Origin of the sequence: Variovorax paradoxus, assembly GCA_016806145.1 — a bacterium.
Taxonomy (GTDB): Bacteria; Pseudomonadota; Gammaproteobacteria; order Burkholderiales; family Burkholderiaceae_C; genus Variovorax.
Genome location: CP063166.1, coordinates 4,434,752 through 4,455,148, shown reverse-complemented (window position 1 = coordinate 4,455,148; position 20,397 = coordinate 4,434,752). Strand labels below are relative to the sequence as shown.

General features: G+C 70.6%; 21 protein-coding genes. 12 read left to right on the top strand and 9 right to left on the bottom strand.

Annotated features, from left to right (window positions below; translation table 11 throughout):
• Position 1 precedes the first annotated feature (1 nt).
• Complete coding sequence (locus tag INQ48_20805; GenBank protein ID QRF55811.1) at positions 2-1,117, bottom strand: MBL fold metallo-hydrolase; 1,116 nt, start codon at positions 1,115-1,117, stop codon at positions 2-4.
• A gap of 153 nt (positions 1,118-1,270) precedes the next feature.
• Here INQ48_20805 and INQ48_20800 point away from each other — a divergent pair, with 153 nt between their 5' ends.
• Positions 1,271-1,807, top strand: coding sequence for a cysteine hydrolase (locus INQ48_20800; GenBank protein QRF55810.1), 537 nt, complete (start codon positions 1,271-1,273; stop codon positions 1,805-1,807).
• Between the two features lie 147 nt (positions 1,808-1,954).
• Here INQ48_20800 and INQ48_20795 read toward each other — a convergent pair whose 3' ends face one another.
• Positions 1,955-3,328: a hypothetical protein gene (locus tag INQ48_20795; GenBank protein ID QRF55809.1), complete on the bottom strand. Its 1,374-nt coding sequence runs from the start codon at positions 3,326-3,328 to the stop codon at positions 1,955-1,957.
• On the opposite strand from INQ48_20795, the gene cas5 reads away from it, so the two are divergent.
• The 9 genes from cas5 to INQ48_20750 all read left to right on the top strand — a co-directional run bounded on the left by cas5 (position 3,303) and on the right by INQ48_20750 (position 10,584).
• Positions 3,303-3,395 (top strand): CRISPR-associated protein Cas5, encoded by a 93-nt coding sequence (gene cas5, locus INQ48_20790; protein ID QRF55808.1) that lies wholly within the window; start codon positions 3,303-3,305, stop codon positions 3,393-3,395. The two genes, INQ48_20795 and cas5, sit on opposite strands and share 26 nt — an antisense overlap.
• 449 nt (positions 3,396-3,844) lie before the next feature.
• On the top strand, positions 3,845-4,516 hold the full coding sequence (locus tag INQ48_20785; GenBank protein ID QRF55807.1) for an amino acid ABC transporter permease: 672 nt from the start codon (positions 3,845-3,847) through the stop codon (positions 4,514-4,516).
• A gap of 27 nt (positions 4,517-4,543) precedes the next feature.
• Positions 4,544-5,197, top strand: coding sequence for an amino acid ABC transporter permease (locus INQ48_20780; GenBank protein QRF55806.1), 654 nt, complete (start codon positions 4,544-4,546; stop codon positions 5,195-5,197).
• 59 nt (positions 5,198-5,256) lie between these two features.
• Positions 5,257-6,054 carry a transporter substrate-binding domain-containing protein gene (locus INQ48_20775; protein QRF55805.1) on the top strand — a complete coding sequence of 266 codons (798 nt, stop codon included), beginning with the start codon at positions 5,257-5,259 and terminating at the stop codon, positions 6,052-6,054.
• Between the two features lie 19 nt (positions 6,055-6,073).
• On the top strand, positions 6,074-6,826 hold the full coding sequence (locus INQ48_20770; protein ID QRF55804.1) for an amino acid ABC transporter ATP-binding protein: 753 nt from the start codon (positions 6,074-6,076) through the stop codon (positions 6,824-6,826).
• Positions 6,826-7,569: a sugar phosphate isomerase/epimerase gene (locus tag INQ48_20765; protein ID QRF55803.1), complete on the top strand. Its 744-nt coding sequence runs from the start codon at positions 6,826-6,828 to the stop codon at positions 7,567-7,569. The genes INQ48_20770 and INQ48_20765 overlap by 1 nt, the downstream gene beginning before the upstream one ends.
• A 17-nt stretch (positions 7,570-7,586) precedes the next feature.
• On the top strand, positions 7,587-8,540 hold the full coding sequence (locus INQ48_20760) for a sugar kinase (GenBank protein ID QRF55802.1): 954 nt from the start codon (positions 7,587-7,589) through the stop codon (positions 8,538-8,540).
• A 5-nt stretch (positions 8,541-8,545) separates the two neighbouring features.
• Positions 8,546-9,553: a D-glycerate dehydrogenase gene (locus INQ48_20755; GenBank protein QRF55801.1), complete on the top strand. Its 1,008-nt coding sequence runs from the start codon at positions 8,546-8,548 to the stop codon at positions 9,551-9,553.
• The gene (locus INQ48_20750) at positions 9,550-10,584 is read left to right on the top strand and encodes a LacI family DNA-binding transcriptional regulator (GenBank protein QRF55800.1); all 1,035 of its coding nucleotides are present in this window, start codon (positions 9,550-9,552) and stop codon (positions 10,582-10,584) included. Before INQ48_20755 ends, INQ48_20750 begins: the two co-directional genes overlap by 4 nt.
• On the opposite strand, the gene INQ48_20745 is transcribed toward INQ48_20750, so the two are convergent.
• Complete coding sequence (locus INQ48_20745; GenBank protein ID QRF55799.1) at positions 10,475-12,220, bottom strand: GMC family oxidoreductase N-terminal domain-containing protein; 1,746 nt, start codon at positions 12,218-12,220, stop codon at positions 10,475-10,477. The genes INQ48_20750 and INQ48_20745 overlap by 110 nt on opposite strands.
• 239 nt (positions 12,221-12,459) lie before the next feature.
• Between INQ48_20745 and INQ48_20740 the strand changes: the two genes are divergently transcribed.
• Together INQ48_20740 and INQ48_20735 are read left to right on the top strand one after the other, a co-directional pair.
• Positions 12,460-14,052, top strand: coding sequence for a serine hydrolase (locus INQ48_20740; GenBank protein QRF55798.1), 1,593 nt, complete (start codon positions 12,460-12,462; stop codon positions 14,050-14,052).
• 150 nt (positions 14,053-14,202) lie between these two features.
• The gene (locus INQ48_20735) at positions 14,203-14,385 is read left to right on the top strand and encodes a hypothetical protein (protein ID QRF55797.1); all 183 of its coding nucleotides are present in this window, start codon (positions 14,203-14,205) and stop codon (positions 14,383-14,385) included.
• A gap of 29 nt (positions 14,386-14,414) precedes the next feature.
• Here INQ48_20735 and INQ48_20730 read toward each other — a convergent pair whose 3' ends face one another.
• From INQ48_20730 to INQ48_20705, 6 genes are all read right to left on the bottom strand, one after another.
• Positions 14,415-14,744 carry a Rieske 2Fe-2S domain-containing protein gene (locus INQ48_20730; GenBank protein QRF55796.1) on the bottom strand — a complete coding sequence of 110 codons (330 nt, stop codon included), beginning with the start codon at positions 14,742-14,744 and terminating at the stop codon, positions 14,415-14,417.
• A gap of 14 nt (positions 14,745-14,758) precedes the next feature.
• Positions 14,759-15,046 carry a cytochrome C gene (locus tag INQ48_20725; protein QRF60821.1) on the bottom strand — a complete coding sequence of 96 codons (288 nt, stop codon included), beginning with the start codon at positions 15,044-15,046 and terminating at the stop codon, positions 14,759-14,761.
• Between the two features lie 53 nt (positions 15,047-15,099).
• The gene (locus tag INQ48_20720) at positions 15,100-15,558 is read right to left on the bottom strand and encodes a RidA family protein (GenBank protein QRF55795.1); all 459 of its coding nucleotides are present in this window, start codon (positions 15,556-15,558) and stop codon (positions 15,100-15,102) included.
• The gene (locus INQ48_20715) at positions 15,555-16,610 is read right to left on the bottom strand and encodes a transglutaminase family protein (GenBank protein ID QRF55794.1); all 1,056 of its coding nucleotides are present in this window, start codon (positions 16,608-16,610) and stop codon (positions 15,555-15,557) included. Before INQ48_20715 ends, INQ48_20720 begins: the two co-directional genes overlap by 4 nt.
• 9 nt (positions 16,611-16,619) lie before the next feature.
• Positions 16,620-17,435, bottom strand: coding sequence for a basic amino acid ABC transporter substrate-binding protein (locus INQ48_20710; protein ID QRF55793.1), 816 nt, complete (start codon positions 17,433-17,435; stop codon positions 16,620-16,622).
• A 67-nt stretch (positions 17,436-17,502) separates the two neighbouring features.
• A complete protein-coding gene (locus tag INQ48_20705; GenBank protein ID QRF55792.1) occupies positions 17,503-20,298 on the bottom strand; it encodes a circularly permuted type 2 ATP-grasp protein in 2,796 nt (931 codons plus the stop codon).
• Positions 20,299-20,397: the final 99 nt, after the last annotated feature.

Genomic DNA, 20,397 nt, shown 5'->3' with positions numbered 1-20,397 from the left:
GCTACTTCAGGCCTTCCCACCAGCGCACGTTGGTGCGCGCCTGGCCCACCGTCAGCACCTCGCCGATCACCGGCGTGGCCAGTTCGATCTTGCGCTCCTGCGTGAGCTTCGCGATGCGGTCCAGCGGGTCGTGCCAGCTGTGGAAGGCGAGGTCGAAGGTGCTGTTGTGCACCGAGTACAGCACCTTGCCGCGCAGGTCCTCGAAGGCCTGCACGCTCTGCTCGGGCGTCATGTGGACCGCGGGCCAGTAGGCGTCGTAGGCGCCGTTCTCCATCAGCGCGAGGTCGAAGCCGCCGAAGCGCTCGCCGATCTGCTTGAAGCCCGGGAAGTAGCCCGAGTCGCCGCTGTAGAAGATACGCTGCTCGCCGCTTTGCACCACCCACGAGGCCCACAGCGTGCGGCCGCGGTCGGTCAGCGAGCGGCCTGAGAAATGCTGTGCCGGCGTGGCCGTGAGCTTCACGCCGTCGTGCTCGCCGCCCTGCCACCAATCGAGCTCGCTGATGCGCTCGGGCGGCACGCCCATCGCGATCAGCCGCGCCTTCACGCCCAGCGGCACGAAGTAGTGCTGCACCCGCTTCGCGAGGTACTCGATGGTGTAGACGTCGAGGTGGTCGTAGTGGTCGTGCGAGAGGATCAGGCCCTCGATCGGCGGCAGGTCCTGCAGCGCGATCGGCGGCTGGTGGAAGCGCTTGGGCCCCGCGAACGAGAACGGCGACACGCGCTCGCCGAACACCGGGTCGATCAGCCAGTACTTGCCGCGCAGCTTGAGCAGGTGCGAGGAATGGCCCAGGCGCACCACGTGGTTGGCCTGCGCATCGAGCGCGGCCAGCGCCGCCGGCGTCAGCGGCTTCACGGGGATCGCATCGGTGGGCACCGAGTCGGTCTTGGTCTCGAAGAAGAAGCGGGTCCAGATCTTCCACGTGCTCTGGTTGGGCAGCACGTCGGGGTTGTCCATGTTCTCGAAGGTGCAGCCCTTGAACTGCGGCGAGGCGTCGTAGCGGACCTCGCAGCCGCTGTTGCTGCTGCAGCCGGCCAGCAGCGCGCAGGCGGCCGCGAAGGCGGCGGTGGCGCGCCTGCGCAGGCGCTGCGAAAGGGAAGGAGCGTTGGGGTCGGTCATGGCAGGTGTTGTGTGGTTCTGCGGGCGGCGCTAGCTTAGTGGCGGGTGCGCGGGCAATGGTTTCAACGTCAGAAACATTCGCCGGGCAGGGGCATTGGCGACGTCCTGTGCGATCCTTCGGCCCTGCCGTCCCGCGCACCAGAAAGGGTTCCCATGACACTCGCCGTCCTCGTCATCGACATGCAGCGCGGCCTCGTCGACGACGCCCCGCGTCCGCATGAAGCCGCCGCGGTGATCGAGCGCATCAACGCGCTCACCGAGCGTGCCCGCGCGGTCGGCGTGCCGGTGGCCTTCATCCAGCACGAGAACGAGGTCGACCTGGTGTTCGACTCCGAGCGCTGGCAGCTTGCCGGCGAGCTCGACACCGACACGCGCGACGCGCGGCTGCGCAAGACCACGCCCGATTCCTTCCTGCGCACGCCGCTCGATGCCTGGCTCTCGGAGCGTGGCGTGAAGCGCGTGGTGGTCTGCGGCTATTCGTCGGAGTTCTGCGTCGACACCACGGTGCGCCGCGCGGCCGGGCTCGGCTACGAAGTGACGCTCGCGGCCGACGCCCACACCTCGCACGACAAGCCGCATGCCACGGGCGCGCGGATCCGCGCACACCACAACGTCACGCTGGCGGACATCACGAGCTTCGGCGTGCCGATCCGCGCGGTCGACAGCGCCGATGTGTCCTTCGACGGCTGAAAGGAAAGCGAACAGCCGGACGCAGAGGACGCGAAGGTTACGCAGAGGACGCGAAAGAATTCAAAAAGGTCTTCTGGTTTCCTTTCGCGTCCTTCGCGAATCCTTCGCGCCCTCTGCGTCCAGAAGCCCGGCTGCCCAATCCCGTTTTCAGTCGGCCCCGGGCCGCCACACCCGCACCAGCGCCCCGAGCTTCTCGCGGAAGCTCATGCGGTCGTTCGACAGCACGTCGATGAAGTCCGACAGCCGCTGCGACTTGACCATGGTGTAGACCGTGAGCCAGGTCGTGAACACCAGCACCACGCCGAACCAGACCGCCTTGCGCCACAGCGGCGCCTCGGCCTCGGCCAGCAGGTTCATGCCGAGGAAGCCGGTGGTGATGGTGCCGATCAGGCCGAACAGCGTCACGACGGTGAGCCGCACCACGGTGTTGGCCTGGCGCCGCAGGCTGTCGGCGTCGAGGTAGGTGTTCATGTCGGCGATGCGTTCCTTGACCTCGTCGTAGAGCGGATCGAGCCCGAGGTGGGTGGCGCACAGGTGCGACAGCGCGCGCACCTGCGCCTGTTCCGAGATCTCGTGGAACCAGTAGCGGTGCGTGAAGCGCAGGAAGCGCTCGAAGCTCGCGCGGATCGCGCGCTTGAAGCGCTTCACGCTCGGCGTGCTGCGGATGTCCAGCCGCTTGAGCGCCTCCACCAGCTGGTCCGAGAACATCAGCAGCGAGGCCTTCTGGAAGTGCGCGATCAAAAACAGCAGGAAGTGCTGGTGGCGGAACTGCGCGAGCACGCCGCGGTCGCGGCAGCAGAAGAACTCGGAGCGCGCATCGCCCACCACGATCAGCGCATGGCCGTTGCACAGGTAGCGCGTGTTGGGGGCCGCGCCGGCATCGACCCAGAAGCGGTCGTAGCAGTAGCGGCTCTCGAAGTCGGCCAGATGGTGCTCGGCATAGGGCAGGTGGCCCTGGCGTCCCGCGAGCGCCGCCTCGGCCTCGCCCGCGCCCGTGACCAGGCCGAGGCGGATGAAGTCGTTGCGCGTGAGCCGCTTCGGATCGTCGAGCGAGAGGTAGGCCATCACCGGCATGCGGTAGTACTCGATCTGCCGGTAGCGCAGCGCGCCCTGGTCCTCCGAATGGTCGCTCACCAGCGGCTGCATCAGATAGGCCCAGTGGGCCGCGATGCGCGGCGCGCGGTGCTGCGCCACGTGCGAGATGAAGGCCTCGCTGTGCTGCGCGTCGGAGCTCGCGAGCACGCGGCCGTCGGCGGCCAGCCATTCGACGCTGGCCATGCAGTGCAGCGCGCCGCCCTCGGCATCCCAGCCCGCGGGATAGGCGCGGCCGAAGCGGTAGAGCAGCTCCTGCGCCTGCGCCAGGCTCAGGTCGTTCACGCCGACCTCGAGGTTCAGCAGCACCACGTCGACGTCGAAGAAGAAGTAGAGGTCGCAGTGCACCACCTCGAGCGTGATCGGTGCCTCGCCGGCGCGCGTGACCACGCGCACCGCGGCGATGTCGTGGCGGCGGAAGATGCGCATCGGCGAGTCGCCGTCGCTGCCCGTCCCGGGCCCGCCGGCCTGCGCGCGCGAGCGGCCCTCGCCGTAAAGGAAGCGCTGCACGTAGGGCAGGAAGCTCACGAACTCGTTGTAGTGGCGCTGGTGGAAGCGGCTGCTGTCGCCGGTGTATTCGTCGATCTCCTCGCGCCACGGCGAGGCCTCGCCCATCTCGCGCAGCAGGTGCCAGGGCGCCTGGTGCGCGGACTTGGCATCGCGCACCGGCATCAGCCGCACCGGCCACAGCAGGGCCTGGCGCAGGTGCTTCACGGCGGGGGCATGGGCGGAGGTCTCGGCAAGCATGGCGCCGGGGTCTGCGGCCATGTCGTCCAGCTGCGCGGTCGTGGGGTCGGCCAGGGGTGTGAGCATCGCGGAAGTGTAGGCAGCGGCCCCCTACAAAGACCGACTAGGGTAATCCCTCGGTCATCGTGAAACCGGTTTCATATAAGCTGCAAGCATTGCTTTTCCACTGTGCGCGTGCACCCGCGCCGCAGCCGGACCATGAACTACCAGTTTCAATTCGACGCCGTCTTCGCCGCCTGGCCGCTGCTGCTCAAGGGCACGTGGATCACCGTCCAGCTGTCGCTGGTCGCCACCGTGCTCGGGCTGGTGGTGGCCATCTTCTGCGCCTGGGGCAAGACCTCGGGGCCGGGCTGGCTGCGCTTCGTGATCAACGCCTACATCGAGGTGATCCGCAACACGCCGTTCCTGGTGCAGCTGTTCTTCTTCTTCTTCGCGCTGCCGGCCATCGGCCTGCGCTGGTCGCCGCAGACGGCCGCGCTGGTGGCGATGGTGGTGAACCTCGGCGCCTACGCCACCGAGATCATCCGCGCCGGCATCGAATCCATTCCCAAGGGCCAGATCGAGGCGGGCCGCGCGCTCAACCTCAAGTCCTGGGAGATCTTCCGCTTCATCATCATCAAGCCCGCGCTCAAGGCCATCTATCCGGCGCTCACCAGCCAGTTCATCCTGCTGATGCTGAGCTCGGCGGTGGTCTCGGTGATCTCGGCCGACGACCTGACCTCGGTGGCCGCCAACCTGCAGTCGCAGACCTTCCGCAGCTTCGAGATCTACATCGTGGTCGCGGCCATCTACCTCGCGCTGGCGCTCGCCTTCTCGGCGATGTTCAAGCTGATCTACAAGCGCACGCTCAACTACCCGGACCGCCGGTAAGCGTCGACCGACGGAGACCACCACACCATGCGCACCTTCGGCTTTCCCGAATTCCTGTTCATCCTCGAAGCGGCCCAATGGACGCTCGCGCTGTCGGCCATCGCCTTCGTGGGCGGCGCGATCCTGGGGCTCGCGATCGCGCTCATGCGCACGTCCGAATCGGCGTGGGCACGCGGCGTCTCGACCACCTTCATCCAGATCTTCCAGGGCACGCCGCTGCTGCTGCAGCTGTTCCTGGTGTTCTTCGGCGCGCCGGTGCTGGGGCTGGACATCAACCCGTGGGTCGCCGCGGGCGTGGCGCTGGTGCTCAACAGCGCGGCCTTCCTCGGCGAGATCTGGCGCGGCTGCATCGAGGCCATCCCGCGCGGGCAGTGGGAGGCGGCGCAGGCGCTGAGCCTCAACTACAGCGCGCGCATGCGCGACGTGGTGTTGCCGCAGGCCTTCAGGATCGCGCTCGCGCCCACCGTGGGCTACCTGGTGCAGATCATCAAGGGCACCTCGCTCGCGGCCATCATCGGCTTCGTCGAGGTCACGCGCGCCGGCCAGATCGTCAACAACGCCACCTTCCAGCCACTCGTCGTGTTCTCGGTGGTGGCCGCCATCTACTTCGTCATCTGCTGGCCGCTGTCGCTGCTGGCCGCGCGCATGGAACGCAAGCGCGCACGCGCGCTGGCCCGCTGATTTCCCCGTTCGCTTTTCTTTTTTTCCGTCGCTTCCTTTCTTTTCAGGAGACACATCCCATGACCCGTACCACCACCCGCCGCGCAGCGATCGCAGCCCTCGGCCTCGGCGCCGCCCTCACCGTGTTCGCTCCCTTTGCCTCGGCGCAGAGCGTGGCCGACATCAAGAAGAAGGGCGAGATCACCATCGGCATGCTGGTCGACTTCCCGCCCTACGGCACCACCGATGCGAAGAACCAGCCCGACGGCTACGACGCCGACGTGGCCAAGCTGCTGGCCAAGGACTGGGGCGTGAAGGCCAACATCGTGCCGGTGACCGGCCCGAACCGCATTCCCTTCCTGCTGACCAACAAGGTCGACCTGCTGGTCGCCTCGCTGGCCATCACGCCCGAGCGCGCGAAGCAGGTGCAGTTCTCGCAGCCCTACGCGGCCGCCACCATCGTGCTGTACGGCGCGACCAAGACCCCGATCAAGGCCGCCGCCGACCTCAAGGGCCTGCGCGTGGGCGTGGCCCGTGCGTCGACCCAGGACGTGGCCGTGACCAAGGCCGCGCCCGAAGGCACCGAGATCCGCCGCTTCGACGACGACGCCTCGGCCATGCAGGCGCTGATCTCGGGCCAGGTCGACGCCATCGGCTGCTCGGTGACCGTGGCCGCCCAGATCGCCAAGCGCGTGCCCGCCGGCACCTACGAAAACAAGTTCACGCTGGTCCAGCAGTCGATGGGCATCGCGATGCGCCCGGGCCAGGACGAGCTGACCAAGGCCGTCAACGACTTCGTGGCGAAGAACACCGCCAACGGCGAGCTCAACAAGCTCTACCAGAAGTGGCTGCAGGCCGACCTGCCGAAGATGCAGTAAGCCGGGAGCGGAACACCCCATGACCGACCCCATCATCCGCATGGAAGCCGTCAACAAGTGGTACGGCGACTTCCAGGTGCTGACCGGCATCGACCTCAGCGTGCGCGCGGGCGAGCGCATCGTGATCTGCGGGCCCTCGGGCTCGGGCAAGTCGACGCTGATCCGCTGCATCAACCGGCTCGAGACGGTGCAGAAGGGCCGCATCGAGGTCGACGGCATCGATCTCACGGCCGGCGGCAAGAACGTCGACGCGGTGCGGGCCGAGGTCGGCATGGTGTTCCAGCAGTTCAACCTGTTCCCGCACCTCACGATCCTGCAGAACTGCACGCTGGCGCCGATGCGCTCGCGCGGCATGACGCAGGCGCAGGCCGAGGAGGTGGCGATGAAGTACCTCACGCGCGTGCGCATTCCCGAGCAGGCCAACAAGTACCCGAGCCAGCTCTCGGGCGGCCAGCAGCAGCGCGTGGCGATCGCGCGCGCGCTGTGCATGACGCCCAAGATCATGCTGTTCGACGAGCCCACCTCCGCGCTCGACCCCGAGATGGTGAAGGAAGTGCTCGACACCATGATCGGCCTGGCCGAGGACGGCATGACCATGCTGTGCGTGACGCACGAGATGGGCTTCGCGCGCAGCGTGGCCGACCGCGTGATCTTCATGGCAGAGGGCAGGATCGTGGAGCAGGCGCCGCCCGAGGAATTCTTCGGCAATCCCCAGAACGAGAAGACCCGGCAGTTCCTGGGCCAGATCCTCAGCTCGCACCAGGCCCACTGATGTCCTTCGAGGTCCTGATTTCTTTGTCCTCCTTCGGCGCGGCCGAGGTGGGACGCCATGGCCAGCTCTGGTGCTCGCAGCTGTCGAAGCGCGCGGGCGCCGATTCGGTGGAAGTGCGCGGCGAGATGCTGCGCGACGCCGAGACCGAACTGCCGGCGCTCAACGGCCTGGCCTCGGTCTACTCCAGTCCCGAGGGCCTGTGGGCCCAGGGCGGCTGGCTCGACAGCGCCGCGCTCAAGCGCGGCATCGCGGCCGCCACGCGCGTGGGCGCGAAGCGGCTGAAGATGTCGATCGGCGACTTCCAGCCGTCCTCGCACGGCTCGCTCTGGGGCCTGAAGGTCGAGCTGGCCGAGACCCGCGTCGAGCTCGTGATCGAGAACGACCAGAGCGTGCGCGCCGGCACCGTGCCCGCGCTGCAGGCCTTCTTCGAAGCCGCCGACCGCGCGGGCGTGTCGCTGGGCATGACCTTCGACATGGGCAACTGGCACTGGGTCGGCGAATGTCCGCTGCAGGCCGCGCAGGCGCTCGGCCAGCGCGTGCGCTACGTGCACTGCAAGGGCGCGCAGCGCCTGCCGCACAAGTGGGTGGCGGTGCCGCTGGGCGACTCCGTGGCACCCTGGCGCGCCGTGCTGCGCGCGCTGCCGGCCGACGTGCCGCACGCCATCGAATACCCGCTCGTGGGCGACGACCTCGAGGCCGTCGTCCGCACGCAGATCGACTTCATCCGCGCCGCGCGCGCGTAGCGAAACCACTCACACCGATGACAGAACCCACCGCCTTCGACGTCGCCCTGTTCGGCGAGGCCATGCTGCTGCTCGTGGCCGACCGGCCGGGGCCGATCGAGGATGCGCAGTCCTTCCACAAGCGCACCGCCGGCGCCGAGACCAACGTGGCCATCGGCCTGTCGCGCCTGGGCCTGAAGGTGGGCTGGGCCAGCCGGCTCGGCACCGACTCGATGGGCCGCGCGCTGCTCAACGCGATGCGCGCCGAGGGCATCGACTGCTCGCACGTGATCGCCGACGCCACGCAGCGCACCGGCTTCCAGTTCAAGGGTCGCGTCACCGACGGCAGCGACCCGCCGATCGAATACCACCGCAAGGGCTCGGCCGCGAGCCACATGGGCCCGGCCGACATCGACGAGCCCTGGCTGCGCTCGGCGCGCCACCTGCATGCCACGGGCGTGTTCGCGGCCATCTCCGAGACCAGCCTGCAGGCCGCGCTGCATTCGATGGACGTGATGCGCGCCGCGGGCCGCACCATCTCCTTCGACACCAACCTGCGCCCGACGCTGTGGTCCTCGAAGGAGACCATGCGCCACTGGATCAACGAGCTGGCCGCGCGCGCCGACTGGGTGCTGCCCGGCATCGAGGAGGGCCTGCTGCTCACCGGCCACGACCGGCCCGAGGACGTGGCGCGCTTCTACCGCGAGCGCGGCGCGAAGCTGGTGGTGGTCAAGCTCGGCGCCGAGGGCGCCTACTACGACAGCGACGTGGCCGGCACCGGTCGCGTCGAGGGCTTCCCGGTGAAGGAAGTGATCGACACCGTGGGCGCGGGCGACGGCTTCGCGGCCGGCGTGATCAGCGCGCTGCTCGAGGGCCGCAACGTGCCCGAGGCGGTACGGCGCGGCGCCTGGATCGGCGCGCGCGCGGTGCAGGTGCTCGGCGACACCGAGGGCCTGCCGACGCGGGCCGAACTCGAAGCGGCGGGGCTGTGAACGCCATGGCTTCCTCTTCGTCTCCCTCTTCCTCCACCCGCAAGAACGTTGTCGTCTTCCGCGGCTTGCCCGAAGACCAGCTGGCACGCCTGCAGGCTGCGCACGAGGTCGTCGTGGCCGACGCGCGCCAGTCGCCCGAGGCCTTCGCGGCCGCGCTGCCGGCGGCGCAGGGCCTGATCGGCTCGAGTGTCAACTTCAATGCCTCGATGCTCGACGCGGCGCCTCGGCTCGAGGTGATCTCGAGCGTCTCGGTCGGTGTCGACAACTACCCGCTGACCGAACTGCGCCGCCGCAACATCGTGCTGTGCCACACGCCCGACGTGCTGACCGAGACCGTGGCCGACACCATGTTCGCGATCCTCATGGCCACGCAGCGCCGCGTGGTCGAGCTCTCGACCCTGGTGCGCGAGGGCCGCTGGACGAAGAACATCGGCGAGGACCTGTTCGGCACCGACGTGCACGGCAAGACGCTCGGCATCCTCGGCTTCGGCCGCATCGGCCAGGCGGTGGCGCGCCGCGCCGCCCTGGGCTTCGGCATGCCGGTGCTCTACCACGCGCGCCGCGCGGTCGACCTGGCCGCGCAGGCGCCCGAGCTGCAGGGCCGCGCCACGCACACGCCGCTCGACGAGCTGCTGGCGCGCGCCGACATCGTGCTCGCGATGCTGCCGCTGACCGAGGCCACGCGCGGCATGGCCGACGCCGCCTTCTTCGCGCGCATGAAGCCCGGCGCCGCCTTCATCAACGGCGGCCGCGGCGCGACCGTGGATGAGCAGGCGCTGCTCGACGCGCTCGACAAGGGCACGCTGCGCGCGGCCGGCCTCGACGTGTTCGCCAAGGAACCGCTGCCCGCCGACTCGCCGCTGCGCACCCATCCGCGCGTGACGCCGCTGCCGCACATCGGCTCGGCCACGCACGAGACCCGGCATGCGATGGCCGAGCTCGCGACCACCAACCTGCTGCAGGTGCTGGCCGGGGAGACGCCGACCGCGCCCTACGACACGGCCAGCGCATGAAACCGACGGGCCGCGCCACCATCGCCGACGTGGCGCAGGCCGCGGGCGTCTCCAAGGCCACGGTCTCGCGCTTCCTCAACCACCGCGAGCGGCTGCTGAGCCCCGACATCGCCACGCGCGTCGAGGCCGCGATCGCGCAGCTCGCCTATTCGCCGAGCCCGATGGCGCAGGCGCTGAGCCATGGCCGCTCGAGGCTCATCGGCCTGATCGTGGCCGACATCACCAACCCCTATTCGGTGGCGGTGCTGCGCGGCGCCGAGAAGGCCTGCCAGGACGCCGGCTACCTGGTGATGCTGTTCAACCTCGGCAACGAGAGCGAACGCGAGCGCGAGGCCATCGACGCGCTCGCGGGCTACCAGGTCGACGGCTTCATCCTCAACACCCTGGGTCGCGGCAGCGGCGTGTTCGACGCGGTCGCGCTGCACGGCAAGCCCGCGGTGCTGGTCGACCGGCGCCACGCGGGCATGCACACCGACTTCGTCTCGCTCGACAACGAGGCCGCGATGAAGGCCACCTGCGACCACCTGGTCGAAGGCGGCTTTCGCGAGCTGCTCTACGTGACCGAGCCGCTCGCGGGCGTGAGCTCGCGGCGCGAGCGCACCGCGGCCTTCGGCGCCTGCGTGACCGCCAACGGCCCGCGCATGGCCGGCGAGGTGTTCGAGAGCGTCGAGGGCGAACAGCAGGCGCTCGACGAAGCCCTGGCGGCGCTGCGCAAGCGTGCGAAGCGCGGCCGACGCGCGGCGGTGGTGGCGGGCAATGCGGTCGTCACCCTGCGCGTGGCGCAGGCGATGGCGCGGCTGGGCTGGCAGTTCGGCGCCGACCTCGGCTTCGTCGGCTTCGACGATCCCGAATGGGCCTCGCTGATCGGCCCGGGCCTGAGCACCGTCGCCCAGCCCACGGACGAGATCGGCCGCGCCGCCGCTAGCTGCCTGATCGACCGGCTGCGGGGGCTCGAAAGCCCGCCGCGGCAGCTGCTGCTGCCGGGGCAGCTGCAGGTGCGGGGCTCGTCGCAGGCGCCTGTCCCCGCGTAGCCGGGTCGGCTTGGGCCGCGAAGCGCAGCGGCCCGCGCATCCAGTCGGCCGCGCGCTCGGCGATCATCACCGTGGGTGCGTTGGTGTTGCCGCCGATCAAGGTCGGCATCACCGAGGCATCGACCACGCGCAGGCCCTCGACGCCGCGCACGCGCAGCCGCGGATCGACCACCGCCCCCGCGTCGTTGGGCGCGCCCATGCGGCAGGTGCCCACCGGGTGGTAGATGGTGTCGGCGCGCGCGCGGATCTGGCGCACCAGGTCCTCGTCTTCGCGCGCATCGGCCGTGTAGAGCTCGCGCTGGCGGTACCTGGCGAGCGGCGCCGCCGCCATGATCTCGCGCGTCTTCTTCACGCCCTGCAGCAGCAGCGCGAGGTCCTCGGGGTCGGACAGGAAGCGCGGATCGATGCGCGGCGCCGAGGCCGGGTTGGCGTCGGCCAGCCGGACCTCGCCGCGGCTCTTCGGCCGCAGCACGCAGACGTGGCACGAGAAGCCGTAGCCCGCATGCAGCTTGCGCGCATGGTCGTCGGTGATGGCGATCACGAAGTGCAGCTGCAGGTCGGGCCGGCGCAGCTCGGGCGAGGACTTGACGAAGGCGCCGCCCTCGGCGAAGGGCGTGGCGATCAGGCCGGTGCCGTTCCGGCGCCACAGGAGTGCCTGGCGCAGCAGGGTCCAGCTCGCGCCCAGGCCGATGCCGAACAGGTCGCGGTGCTTCGAGCGGTAGGCGAGGATGAAGTCGAGGTGGTCCTGCAGGTTGCGCCCCACGCCGGGCAGCGCGTGCTGCACCGCGATGCCGTGCTGCTGCAGCTGCGCGGGATCGCCGATGCCCGACAGCATCAGCAGCTGCGGCGAATGGAAGGCACCGCCGCACAGCGCCACCTCGCGCCGCGCATGGATGCGCTCGACGTTACCGCCGCGGCGCACCTCCACGCCCACGGCGCGGCCATGCTCGACCACCACGCGCAGCGCCTGCGTGTGCGTGAGCACCGCGAGGTTGGGGCGCGTCATCGCCGGATGCAGGTAGGCGGCCGCGGCCGAGCAGCGCTCGCCGTTCCTCGCGCCGCCATGGAACTGCGTGACCTGGTAGAGGCCCGCGCCTTCCTGCTCGATGCCGTTGAAGTCGTCGTTGAAGGGCACGCCGGACTGCACCGCGGCGCGCACGAAGTCCTCGCTGATGGCGCGCGGCGTCTGCTGGTCGGCCACCTGCAGCGGGCCGTCGGCGCCGTGCAGCGGGCTCGCGCCGCGCTGGTTGCCCTCGGCGCGGCGGAACCACGGCAGCACCTCGCCCCAGGACCAGCCGCTGCAGCCGGCGCGCTCCCAGTCGTCGTAGTCCTCGCGGTGGCCGCGCACGTAGAGCATGGCGTTGATCGCGCTCGAGCCGCCGAGGCAGCGCCCGCGCGGCTGGTAGCCGCGGCGGCCGTCCAGGCCCGGCTGCGGCTCGGTGCGCAGAGCGTAGTTGTTGATCGGCGGGCGGCCCGGCAGCATCGCCACCGTGGCGGCCGGCGCGCGCACCAGGATGCCGCGGCCGTCGCCGCCGGCCTCGATCAGGCACACGCGCACGCGCGCGTCCTCGCTGAGCCGCGCAGCGAGCGTGGCGCCTCCCGAGCCGCCTCCGACGATCACGTAGTCGAACTCCATCGCTGCGCGTCCTTTCCTTGCTTCTTCTCCGATGCCGCCGATGCCGGCCCGTGGACTGTAGGAACGAAACGGGGCGGGGCGCCTAGCGTTTTCCCGTCGGACCAAAGTGGCACTGTCGCGTGCGCGACGCGTGTAGTAGGAAGCTCCGACGGGGTTTCCCCTGGCGGGGCCGACAGGCGAATGACAGTTGCGCGGTCCACACTCGGCGAAGAACGACGACAGCTCCCGGAGACCGCGCCATGCCGCCACCCGATTCTTCATCCTCTTCCTCTTCCTCTTCCTCTTCCTTCCCCGCGCTCTCGCGCCGCGGCGCGCTGCGCCTGTCGCTCGGCGGCATGGCGATGGCCTCGGTGCCCGGCCTCGGCTGGGCCGCCACCGGGCTGGCCGCGCCCGCGCCCGCCGACGGCCTGCCGCGCGGCGTGCCCGAGGCCCAGGGCGTGTCGTCGGCGGCGATCCTGGCCTTCCTCGACGAGGCCGAGCGCGGCGCCTTCGAACTGCACGGCTTCATGCTGTGGCGCCGCGGCCAGGTGCTGGCCGAGGGCTGGTGGGAGCCCTACGGCCCGCAGCGCCGCCACATGACGCATTCGCTGACCAAGAGCGTGACCGTCTGCGCGGTCGGCATGGCGGTGGCCGAGGGGCGCTTCGGGCTCGACGACAAGGTGGTGTCCTTCTTCCCCGAGCACCTGCCGCCGGTGGTGAGCCCGAACCTCGCGGCGATGACGGTGCGCGACCTGCTGACCATGCGCACCGGCCATGCCGCCATGACCTCGGGCTCGGTGTGGCGCCAGATCCGCACCAGCTGGATCGCCGAGTTCTTCAAGATCCCGGTGGTGAATCCGCCCGGCACGCAGTTCGTCTACACCAGCGCCGCCACCTACATGCTGTCGGCCATCGTCACCAAGACCACGGGCCAGCCGGTGGCCGACTACCTCAAGCCGCGCTTCTTCGAGCCGCTGGGCATCACGGGCTACGAGTGGGAGGTCGGGCCCGAGGGCATCTCGCCGGGCGCCAACGGCCTGAGCTGGAAGACCGTCGATTCGCTCAAGCTCGGCATCCTGCATGCGCAGAACGGCGTGTGGAACGGCCGGCAGGTGCTCACGAAGGAATGGGTCGATGCGGTGCACCAGCCGCACACCAAGGACAAGTACGGCTACCAGTGGTGGCTGGGCCCGAACGGCGCCTACAACGCCGACGGGCTGTTCGGCCAGTACGCGGTGGTGTTCCCCGCGCAAGACGCGGTGCTCGCGATCAACGCGGCGCTGCCGCCGAAGGCCGGCTTCAACGCGGGCCTGCTCTACAAGCACTTCCCGGCCGCGTTCGAGAACGCGCCCGCCGATGGCGGCCAGGCCAGCGCCGCGCTGCGCCGGCGCATGGCGGGCCTGCGCCTGCTGCCGCCGGTGCGGCCGACCTCGTCGCCGGTGGCCGCGGCCGTGTCGGGCCAGCGCTACGAGTTTCCCGACAACCCCGACCGGATCAAGGCCGCGCGCCTGGACTTCGGCGCCGAGGCCTGCAGCTTCACGCTCGTGGACGAGCGCGGCACGCACACGGTGCAGGTGGGGTTGAAGAAGCCGATCGAGGGCGACACCACCATGACCGGCAACCGCCTGCACCACGAGTACCAGCCCGCCGTGATGCGCGTGGTGGCCAGCGGCGAATGGCTCGACGAGCGCACCTTCGTCATGAGCTGGACCTTCGTCGAGTCGGCCTTCCGCGATACGGTGACCTGCCGCTTCGCCTCGCGCTACCTGCGGCTCGACCGCAGCGTGAACGTGAATTCGAGCGCGACCGAGATGCCGACGCTGACCGGCGCGCGCGCGGTGAAGGCGGCCTGAGGACTACGGAAGGTCGTAGGCCTTGCAGGCGCGGCACGGCGGTGGCGATGGCCTGTTGTCCTGCACGCGGCGGCGGTCTCCGCAACCTTTGGCGACACGATGCGACGGATTAAAACCTCGAGTATCGAAAACCAGATGGAGGCCCGACCCGTGAATGAAGAACACCACTACCTCGACCAGTTCGAAAGCTTTCTGAAGCGCCGCGAGCAGGCCGCCGAGATATCGGTCAGCACCACGGTCGAGATCGAGGAGCGGCAGCCGCTCGGCGTGCCCGAGAACTTCTGGGCCGGTGCCGACGGCTTGGCCCGCGAACGCGGCGTGGCCGCGCATTAGATCCTCGATGCCGGGGCGACGGCTCCGGCTCAGGCCGAGCGCAGCCAGACCTTGCCGTCAGCCGATTCTTCCACCGCCAGGGGAACGAGGCGAGCGCCCTTGCAGGGACCGCCCACGCACAAGCCCGTGTCGGGCTCGTAGATCGCGCCGTGCCGCGCGCACATCAGGAAGCGGCCCGAACGCTCGAGCACCTGGCCCTCGAAATCGATCGGTCCGCCCACGTGCGCGCACTGGTTGAGGTAGCCATGGACACGGCCCTGCCAGCGCACGACGAAGGCCGGGCCGCGGCCCGGCGCCTTGAACTTCACCGCGTCGCGGGATTCGGGCAGCGCGTCGCAGATCAGCAATGCATCGGTCATGGTCGTGAAGGCATTCAGGGCGGGGAGGGCTGCGACAGCACCCACTGCGCGAGCCGGCGCGATTCGTCGAGGCTCATGTGGGGCTGGCGCGGCATGATGACGCGACCCCAGGCGCCGACGCTGCCGTCGCGCAGCTTGTCGGCGAGCCGGGCCGGGGCCTCGGGGTCGTTGCGGTAACGCGCCGCGATCTGCGCGAAGCCCGGGCCCACCTGCTTGCGCACCATGCCATGGCAACTGAGGCAGGCATAGCGCGCGACCGGCTCGCGCAGCGGCGCCGGGATCTCGTCGGCCGCGGCCGCCAGCGGCGCGATGGCCGCGAGCGGCAGCGCCAGCCACAGGGACCGCGGCAGGCGAATCAGCCGATCTCCGCGATCAGCTCGATCTCGACGCAGGCGCCCATCGGGATCTGCGCCACGCCGAAGGCGCTGCGTGCATGCGCGCCCTTCTCGGGACCGAACACTTCGGCGAACAGTTCGCTCGCGCCGTTGGTCACGAGGTGCTGCTCGGTGAAGCTGCCGACCGAGTTGACCAGGCTCATCACCTTGACGATGCGCTTGACCTTGTTGAGGTCGCCCACGGCGGCGTGCAGCGTGCCCAGCAGGTCGATCGCGACCGCGCGCGCGGCCTGCTTGCCCTGCTCGGTGCTGACGTCGGCGCCGAGCTGGCCGGTCCAGACCTTGCCGTCCTTCTTGGCGATGTGGCCCGACAGGAACACGAGGTTGCCGGTCTGCACGAAAGGCACGTAGGCGGCGGCCGGAACCGAGACCGGCGGGAGGGTGATGCCGAGGCTGGAAAGCTTGTCGTAGACGCTCATGAAGAAGGCTCCTGGTGAGACGGTGGTGAAGGCGGCCGCGCGGAGGGCGGCTGCGGGGAATCGACCGGCGTTTGTACCGGCGAAGCCGCGATCGTAGGCGACGTCGCGGCCGAAGGCCCTGCGCCGCCGGGGGCTTGTGGCGACTCGAGCTCGTCGACCGGCTGCACCGTCACGCCCACGTGCAGCGTGTGGCGCGCGCCGCCATGCAGCACGCCGCGCATCGGCGAGACGTCGGAGTAGTCGCGGCCGATCGCCAGCGTCACGTAGTCCTCGCCGGGCTGGCGGCCGTTGGTGGGGTCGAAGTCGGCCCAGTCGCCGGCGCTGTCGGGACCATCGCCTTCGCCCGGCAGGTAGACCGATACCCAGGCGTGCGAGGCATCGGCGCCGATCAGCCGCGGCTGGCCCGGCGCCGGCTGCGTCAGCAGGTAGCCGCTGACGTAGCGCGCCGGCAGGCCCATGCCGCGGAAGCACGCGATCATGATGTGCGCGAAGTCCTGGCACACGCCCTTGCGCTGGGCCAGCGCCTCGGCCGCGGGCGTGTTGATCTCGGTGCTGTCGGCGTCGTAGTCGAAGTCGCGGTGGATGCGTTCGGTCAGGTCCATCGCCACGTCGAAGGTGGGGCGGCCCGGCGCGAAGCTCGCGCGCGCATAGGCGACGAAGTCGTCGTGGCGCGGCACGTAGGGCGAGGGGAAGACGAACTCCGAGGCCGGGTCGAACAGCGCGTCCTTGCGGAAGCGGAAGCGCTCGCGCACCGACTCCCACGGCAGCTCGCGCGCCACCGCGCTCGAGAGCACGGGCTCCGAGGTCTCGACCACGCTCTCGGCCGTGACCACCAGGCTGTCGTGCGTGGTGTCGAGCGCGAAGAAGGCGCGCACGTTGCCGTAGAGGTCGGCCTGCTCGACGCGCTGCGCGGGCGCGGGCTCGATCGCGAGCCGGTGGCTCACGAGCCGCTGCGAGGGCGTGGCCAGCGGCCGCAGGTGCGCGAGGTGTTGCGCGGTCTCGACCGGCGGCGCGTACTCGTAGCGGGTTTCGTGGGTGACGTGGAGTCGCATGATGCGGACCTATTTCGACGCGGCGCCGAAGTGCGCGGCGTAGATGCGGTCGTAGCTGCCGTCGGCCTTGATCCCGGCCAGGCCCTGGTCAAGCCTGGCGAGCAGCTCGGCGTTGCCCTTCTTCACGGCGAGGCCGTACTGCTCGGTCGCGAAGCCGGCATCGCTCACGGTCTTGAAGCCCGCGCCCGCGTTGTTCGCGAGGTAGTGCGCGACCACGCCGTTGTCGGCCACGACAGCCTGCACGCCGCCGGCCTCGAGCTCCTTGAGCGCGAGCGGCGTCGATTCGAAGCGCTTGATGTTCGCGCTCGATTTGCCCAGCAGCTTGCCGACCACCTCGTCGCCGGTGGTGCCGTTCTGCACGCCGACCTTGAGCGTCTTCAGGTCCTCGAAGCGGGTCACGCTCGCGTCGCTCCGGACCGCGATCAGCTGGCGCGCGTCGAAGTAGGGCTGCGAGAAGTCCATGGTCTGGCGGCGCTCGGGCGTGATGGTGATGGCCGACACCAGCAGGTCGCGGTCGCCCTGGTCGAGCGTGTTGAAGATGCCTTCCCACGGCGTGTTGACGAACTTCACCTCGAGGCCGGCCTTCTTCGCGACGGCGTTCACGATGTCGATGTCGAAGCCCACGATCTCGCCCTTCTCGTTCTGCGATTCGAAGGGCGTGTAGGCGGCATCGGTGCCCACGACCAGCACGCGCGCCGCGGGCGGCGCGGGCGGGGCCGATGCGGCGGCGGGCGCGGCGGCTTCCTGCTTGCCGCAGCCGGCGAGCGCGAGGACCGCGGCGAGGCCGGCGGCGGCCCGTGCGAAGCGGCGATGGATCGTGGTCATGGGGAGCCCTCCTGGGTCTGTCGTTGCTTGTGCGGTGGTCTGGTCGCGCGGCGCGCGCAGCGAGGGCTCAGGCGCCCACGGAGCGCAGCGATTCCGAGGTCAGCGTGAAGTAGCGGATGCCGATCGCATCGGACACATGGTAGGCGGCGGCCTCGCACTGCGCGAGCAGCGCGGCCAGCGCCGCATAGGGGCCGTCCTCGCCGTCGGCGGGGCCGGGGTCGCACAGGTGCTCGAGCGTCCAGGTGGCCGGGTCGGGCAGCTCGTACGACAGCGCCGTGAGCTTGCCGGGCGCGCTGCCCGCGAGCCGCGCGATGCGCCCGCGCAGGGTCTGCGTGACCCAGGCCAGCGAGCGCGGATTCTCGGCGTCGAGCACCAGCAGGTCGACCAGCGTGGCGACGTCGCGGCGCTGCTGGTAGCGCGCATGGAAGGTGATGGTGCTGTCGAACAGCGCGACCATGGCCTCGAAGCCGCTGACCTCGTGCACCGCGTGGTTCTGGAAACCCGCGAGCAGCGCGTTGGCGAGGAAGCTCAGGCGCTCGATGTGGCGGCCGATCGACAGCAGCCGCCAGGCATCGTCGCGTGTCATGCGGTCGGTCTGCGCGCCGGTCATGGCCGACAGCGCCGAACTCGCCGATTCGAGCGAGCGCAGCGCCGCGCCGGTGGCGAAGCTGCCTTCGCCGGCCTGCTCGGCGGCGCGGCGCAGGAAGTCGGCCTCGGCGCGCACGATCTGGTTCCAGTGGTCGGGCGAGAGCCGCTCGCGCACCGCGGCCGCGGCCTGGCGGATGCTGCGCAGGCTGTAGCCGACGCTGCCGCCCTGCGCCACGTCGCCGAGTTCGGCGATCAGCGCGCGCTCGAACACGCGGCGCGACTGCGGCGCGCTCGGCACGCCGGCCGGCACCAGCGCATTGCGCGCCGCCATGCGGTGCAGCCATTCGAGCAGCGGGCGCGAGGATTGGTCCTCGCCGCCGAGGATGTTGAGCGTGAGGCGCGCCAGCCGCACCGCGTTCTCGGCACGCTCGGTGTAGCGGCCGAGCCAGAACATGTTCTCGGCCGCGCGGCTGGTGACCGGCGCGCGGTGCCGCGCCAGCGAGGCCGGCGTGGCCTGCGGCTGCAGCAGCGTGGTGCGGTCGACCTCGCCATGGGTCTGCACCCAGACGTCGGCGCTGCTGCCGCCGCGCTGCATCGAGGCGATCTGCGCATCGGGTCCCGCGAGTCGCGCCAGCCCGCCGGGCAGCACGCGCCACGACTGCGCGCCGTCGCTGACCGCGAACACGCGCAGCAGCACCGCGCGCGGCGCGATCTGGCCGGGCCCGAGGTCGCTGGCCCAGGTCGGCATCTGCGACAGCGGCAGGTAGCTCTGCACCGTGTGGGCCTCGCCCTCGCGCACGATGCGCCCGGCCCATTCGTCGAGCTCGCGGCGCCCGAGCTGGCGGCCCAGCACCGCGTCGAAGCTCTCGCGGCCGTCGATGCCCGGGTAGGTGGGCTTGATGAAGCAGTCGCCGAGCTGCGGCAGCACGGCCTCGAGCGCCGCGCGCTCGCCGCACCACCAGGTGGGCAGCGCGGGCAGCAGCAGCTTCTCGTCGAGCAGGTTGCGCGCCAGGCCGGGCAGGAAGCCCAGCAGCGCCGGCGACTCGAGAAAGGCCGAGCCCGGCATGTTGGCCACCAGCACGTTGCCCGCGCGGATCGCCTGCAGCAGGCCCGGCACGCCGAGCGTGGAGTCGGGGCGCAGCTCGAGCGGATCGAGGAACTGGTCGTCGAGCCGCTTGATGAGCCCGTGCACCGGGCGCAGGCCCTGCAGCGTCTTGAGGTACAGGCGCTGGTCGCGCACCGTGAGGTCGTTGCCCTCGACCAGCGTGACGCCCAGGTAGCGCGCGAGGTAGGCGTGCTCGAAGTAGGTCTCGTTGTAGGGACCGGGCGTGAGCAGCGCGATGTGCGGCGGCACGCCGGCCGGGCACATGCGCTGCAGGCCGTCCATCATGGCGCTGTAGGTGGCGGCCAGCCGCTGCACGTGCAGCGCCTCGAAGGCCTGCGGGAACTGGCGCGTGATGGCGAGCCGGTTCTCGAGCAGGTAGCCCAGGCCCGAGGGCGCCTGGGTGCGCTGCGACACCACCCACCAGTTGCCGTCGGGGCCGCGCGCGAGGTCGAAGGCCGCGATGTGCAGCCAGGTGTCGCCCGGCGGCTTCACGCCGTGCAGCGCGCGCAGGTAGCCCGGATGGCCGCGCACCAGCGCCGGCGGCAGCAGGCCTTCGGCCAGCAGGCGCTGCGGGCCGTAGACGTCGGCCATCACGCGGTCGAGCACGCGCATGCGCTGCAGCACGCCGGTCTCGATCTGCGACCAGCTCTCGGGCGAGACGATCAGCGGGAACAGGTCGAGCGACCAGGGCCGCTGCGGGCCGTGGGTGGCGTCGGCGTAGACGTTGTAGGTGACGCCGTTGTCGCGGATCTGGCGCTCCAGGCTGACCGCGCGCCGCGGCAGGTCGACGAAGCCGTCGGGGCCGAGCTGTTCGAAGAAGGCATGCCAGGGCGGCAGCAGCGGGGGCTTGTCGCCGGCGGCGGGGGCCGGCGCGGCGGTGTCGGCGGCGGGCGCGCGCTGGGCCGCGGATGGCGCCTGGGTCTGGGTCTGGCCGCCCTGCGTCTGGGATTGGCTCTGGGATTGGCTTTGGCTGCCCGCCGTCGCGTCGTGCAGGTGCGGTCCCGTGGGCGCTACCGGCCCCGCGGCGGGCCGTGCGGGCGCCTCCGGCGTCGCGATGCCGCGCAGCTCGTCGAAGTGGCCGGGCAGGGCGGCCGGGGCGAGCGCCGACGCCAGGGCGGCCGGAAAATCCAGCGCCTGGGCGTCGAACAGGGATTCGTTGAGGGGTTCCACAGGGTTGGGATTGTCACATCGCTGTCACCGGGCCCGCCGGCGATGGCGTGCGAAATGCCCGCTGCAGCCATCCGTGTGGGCGGGACGACACACCCGGCG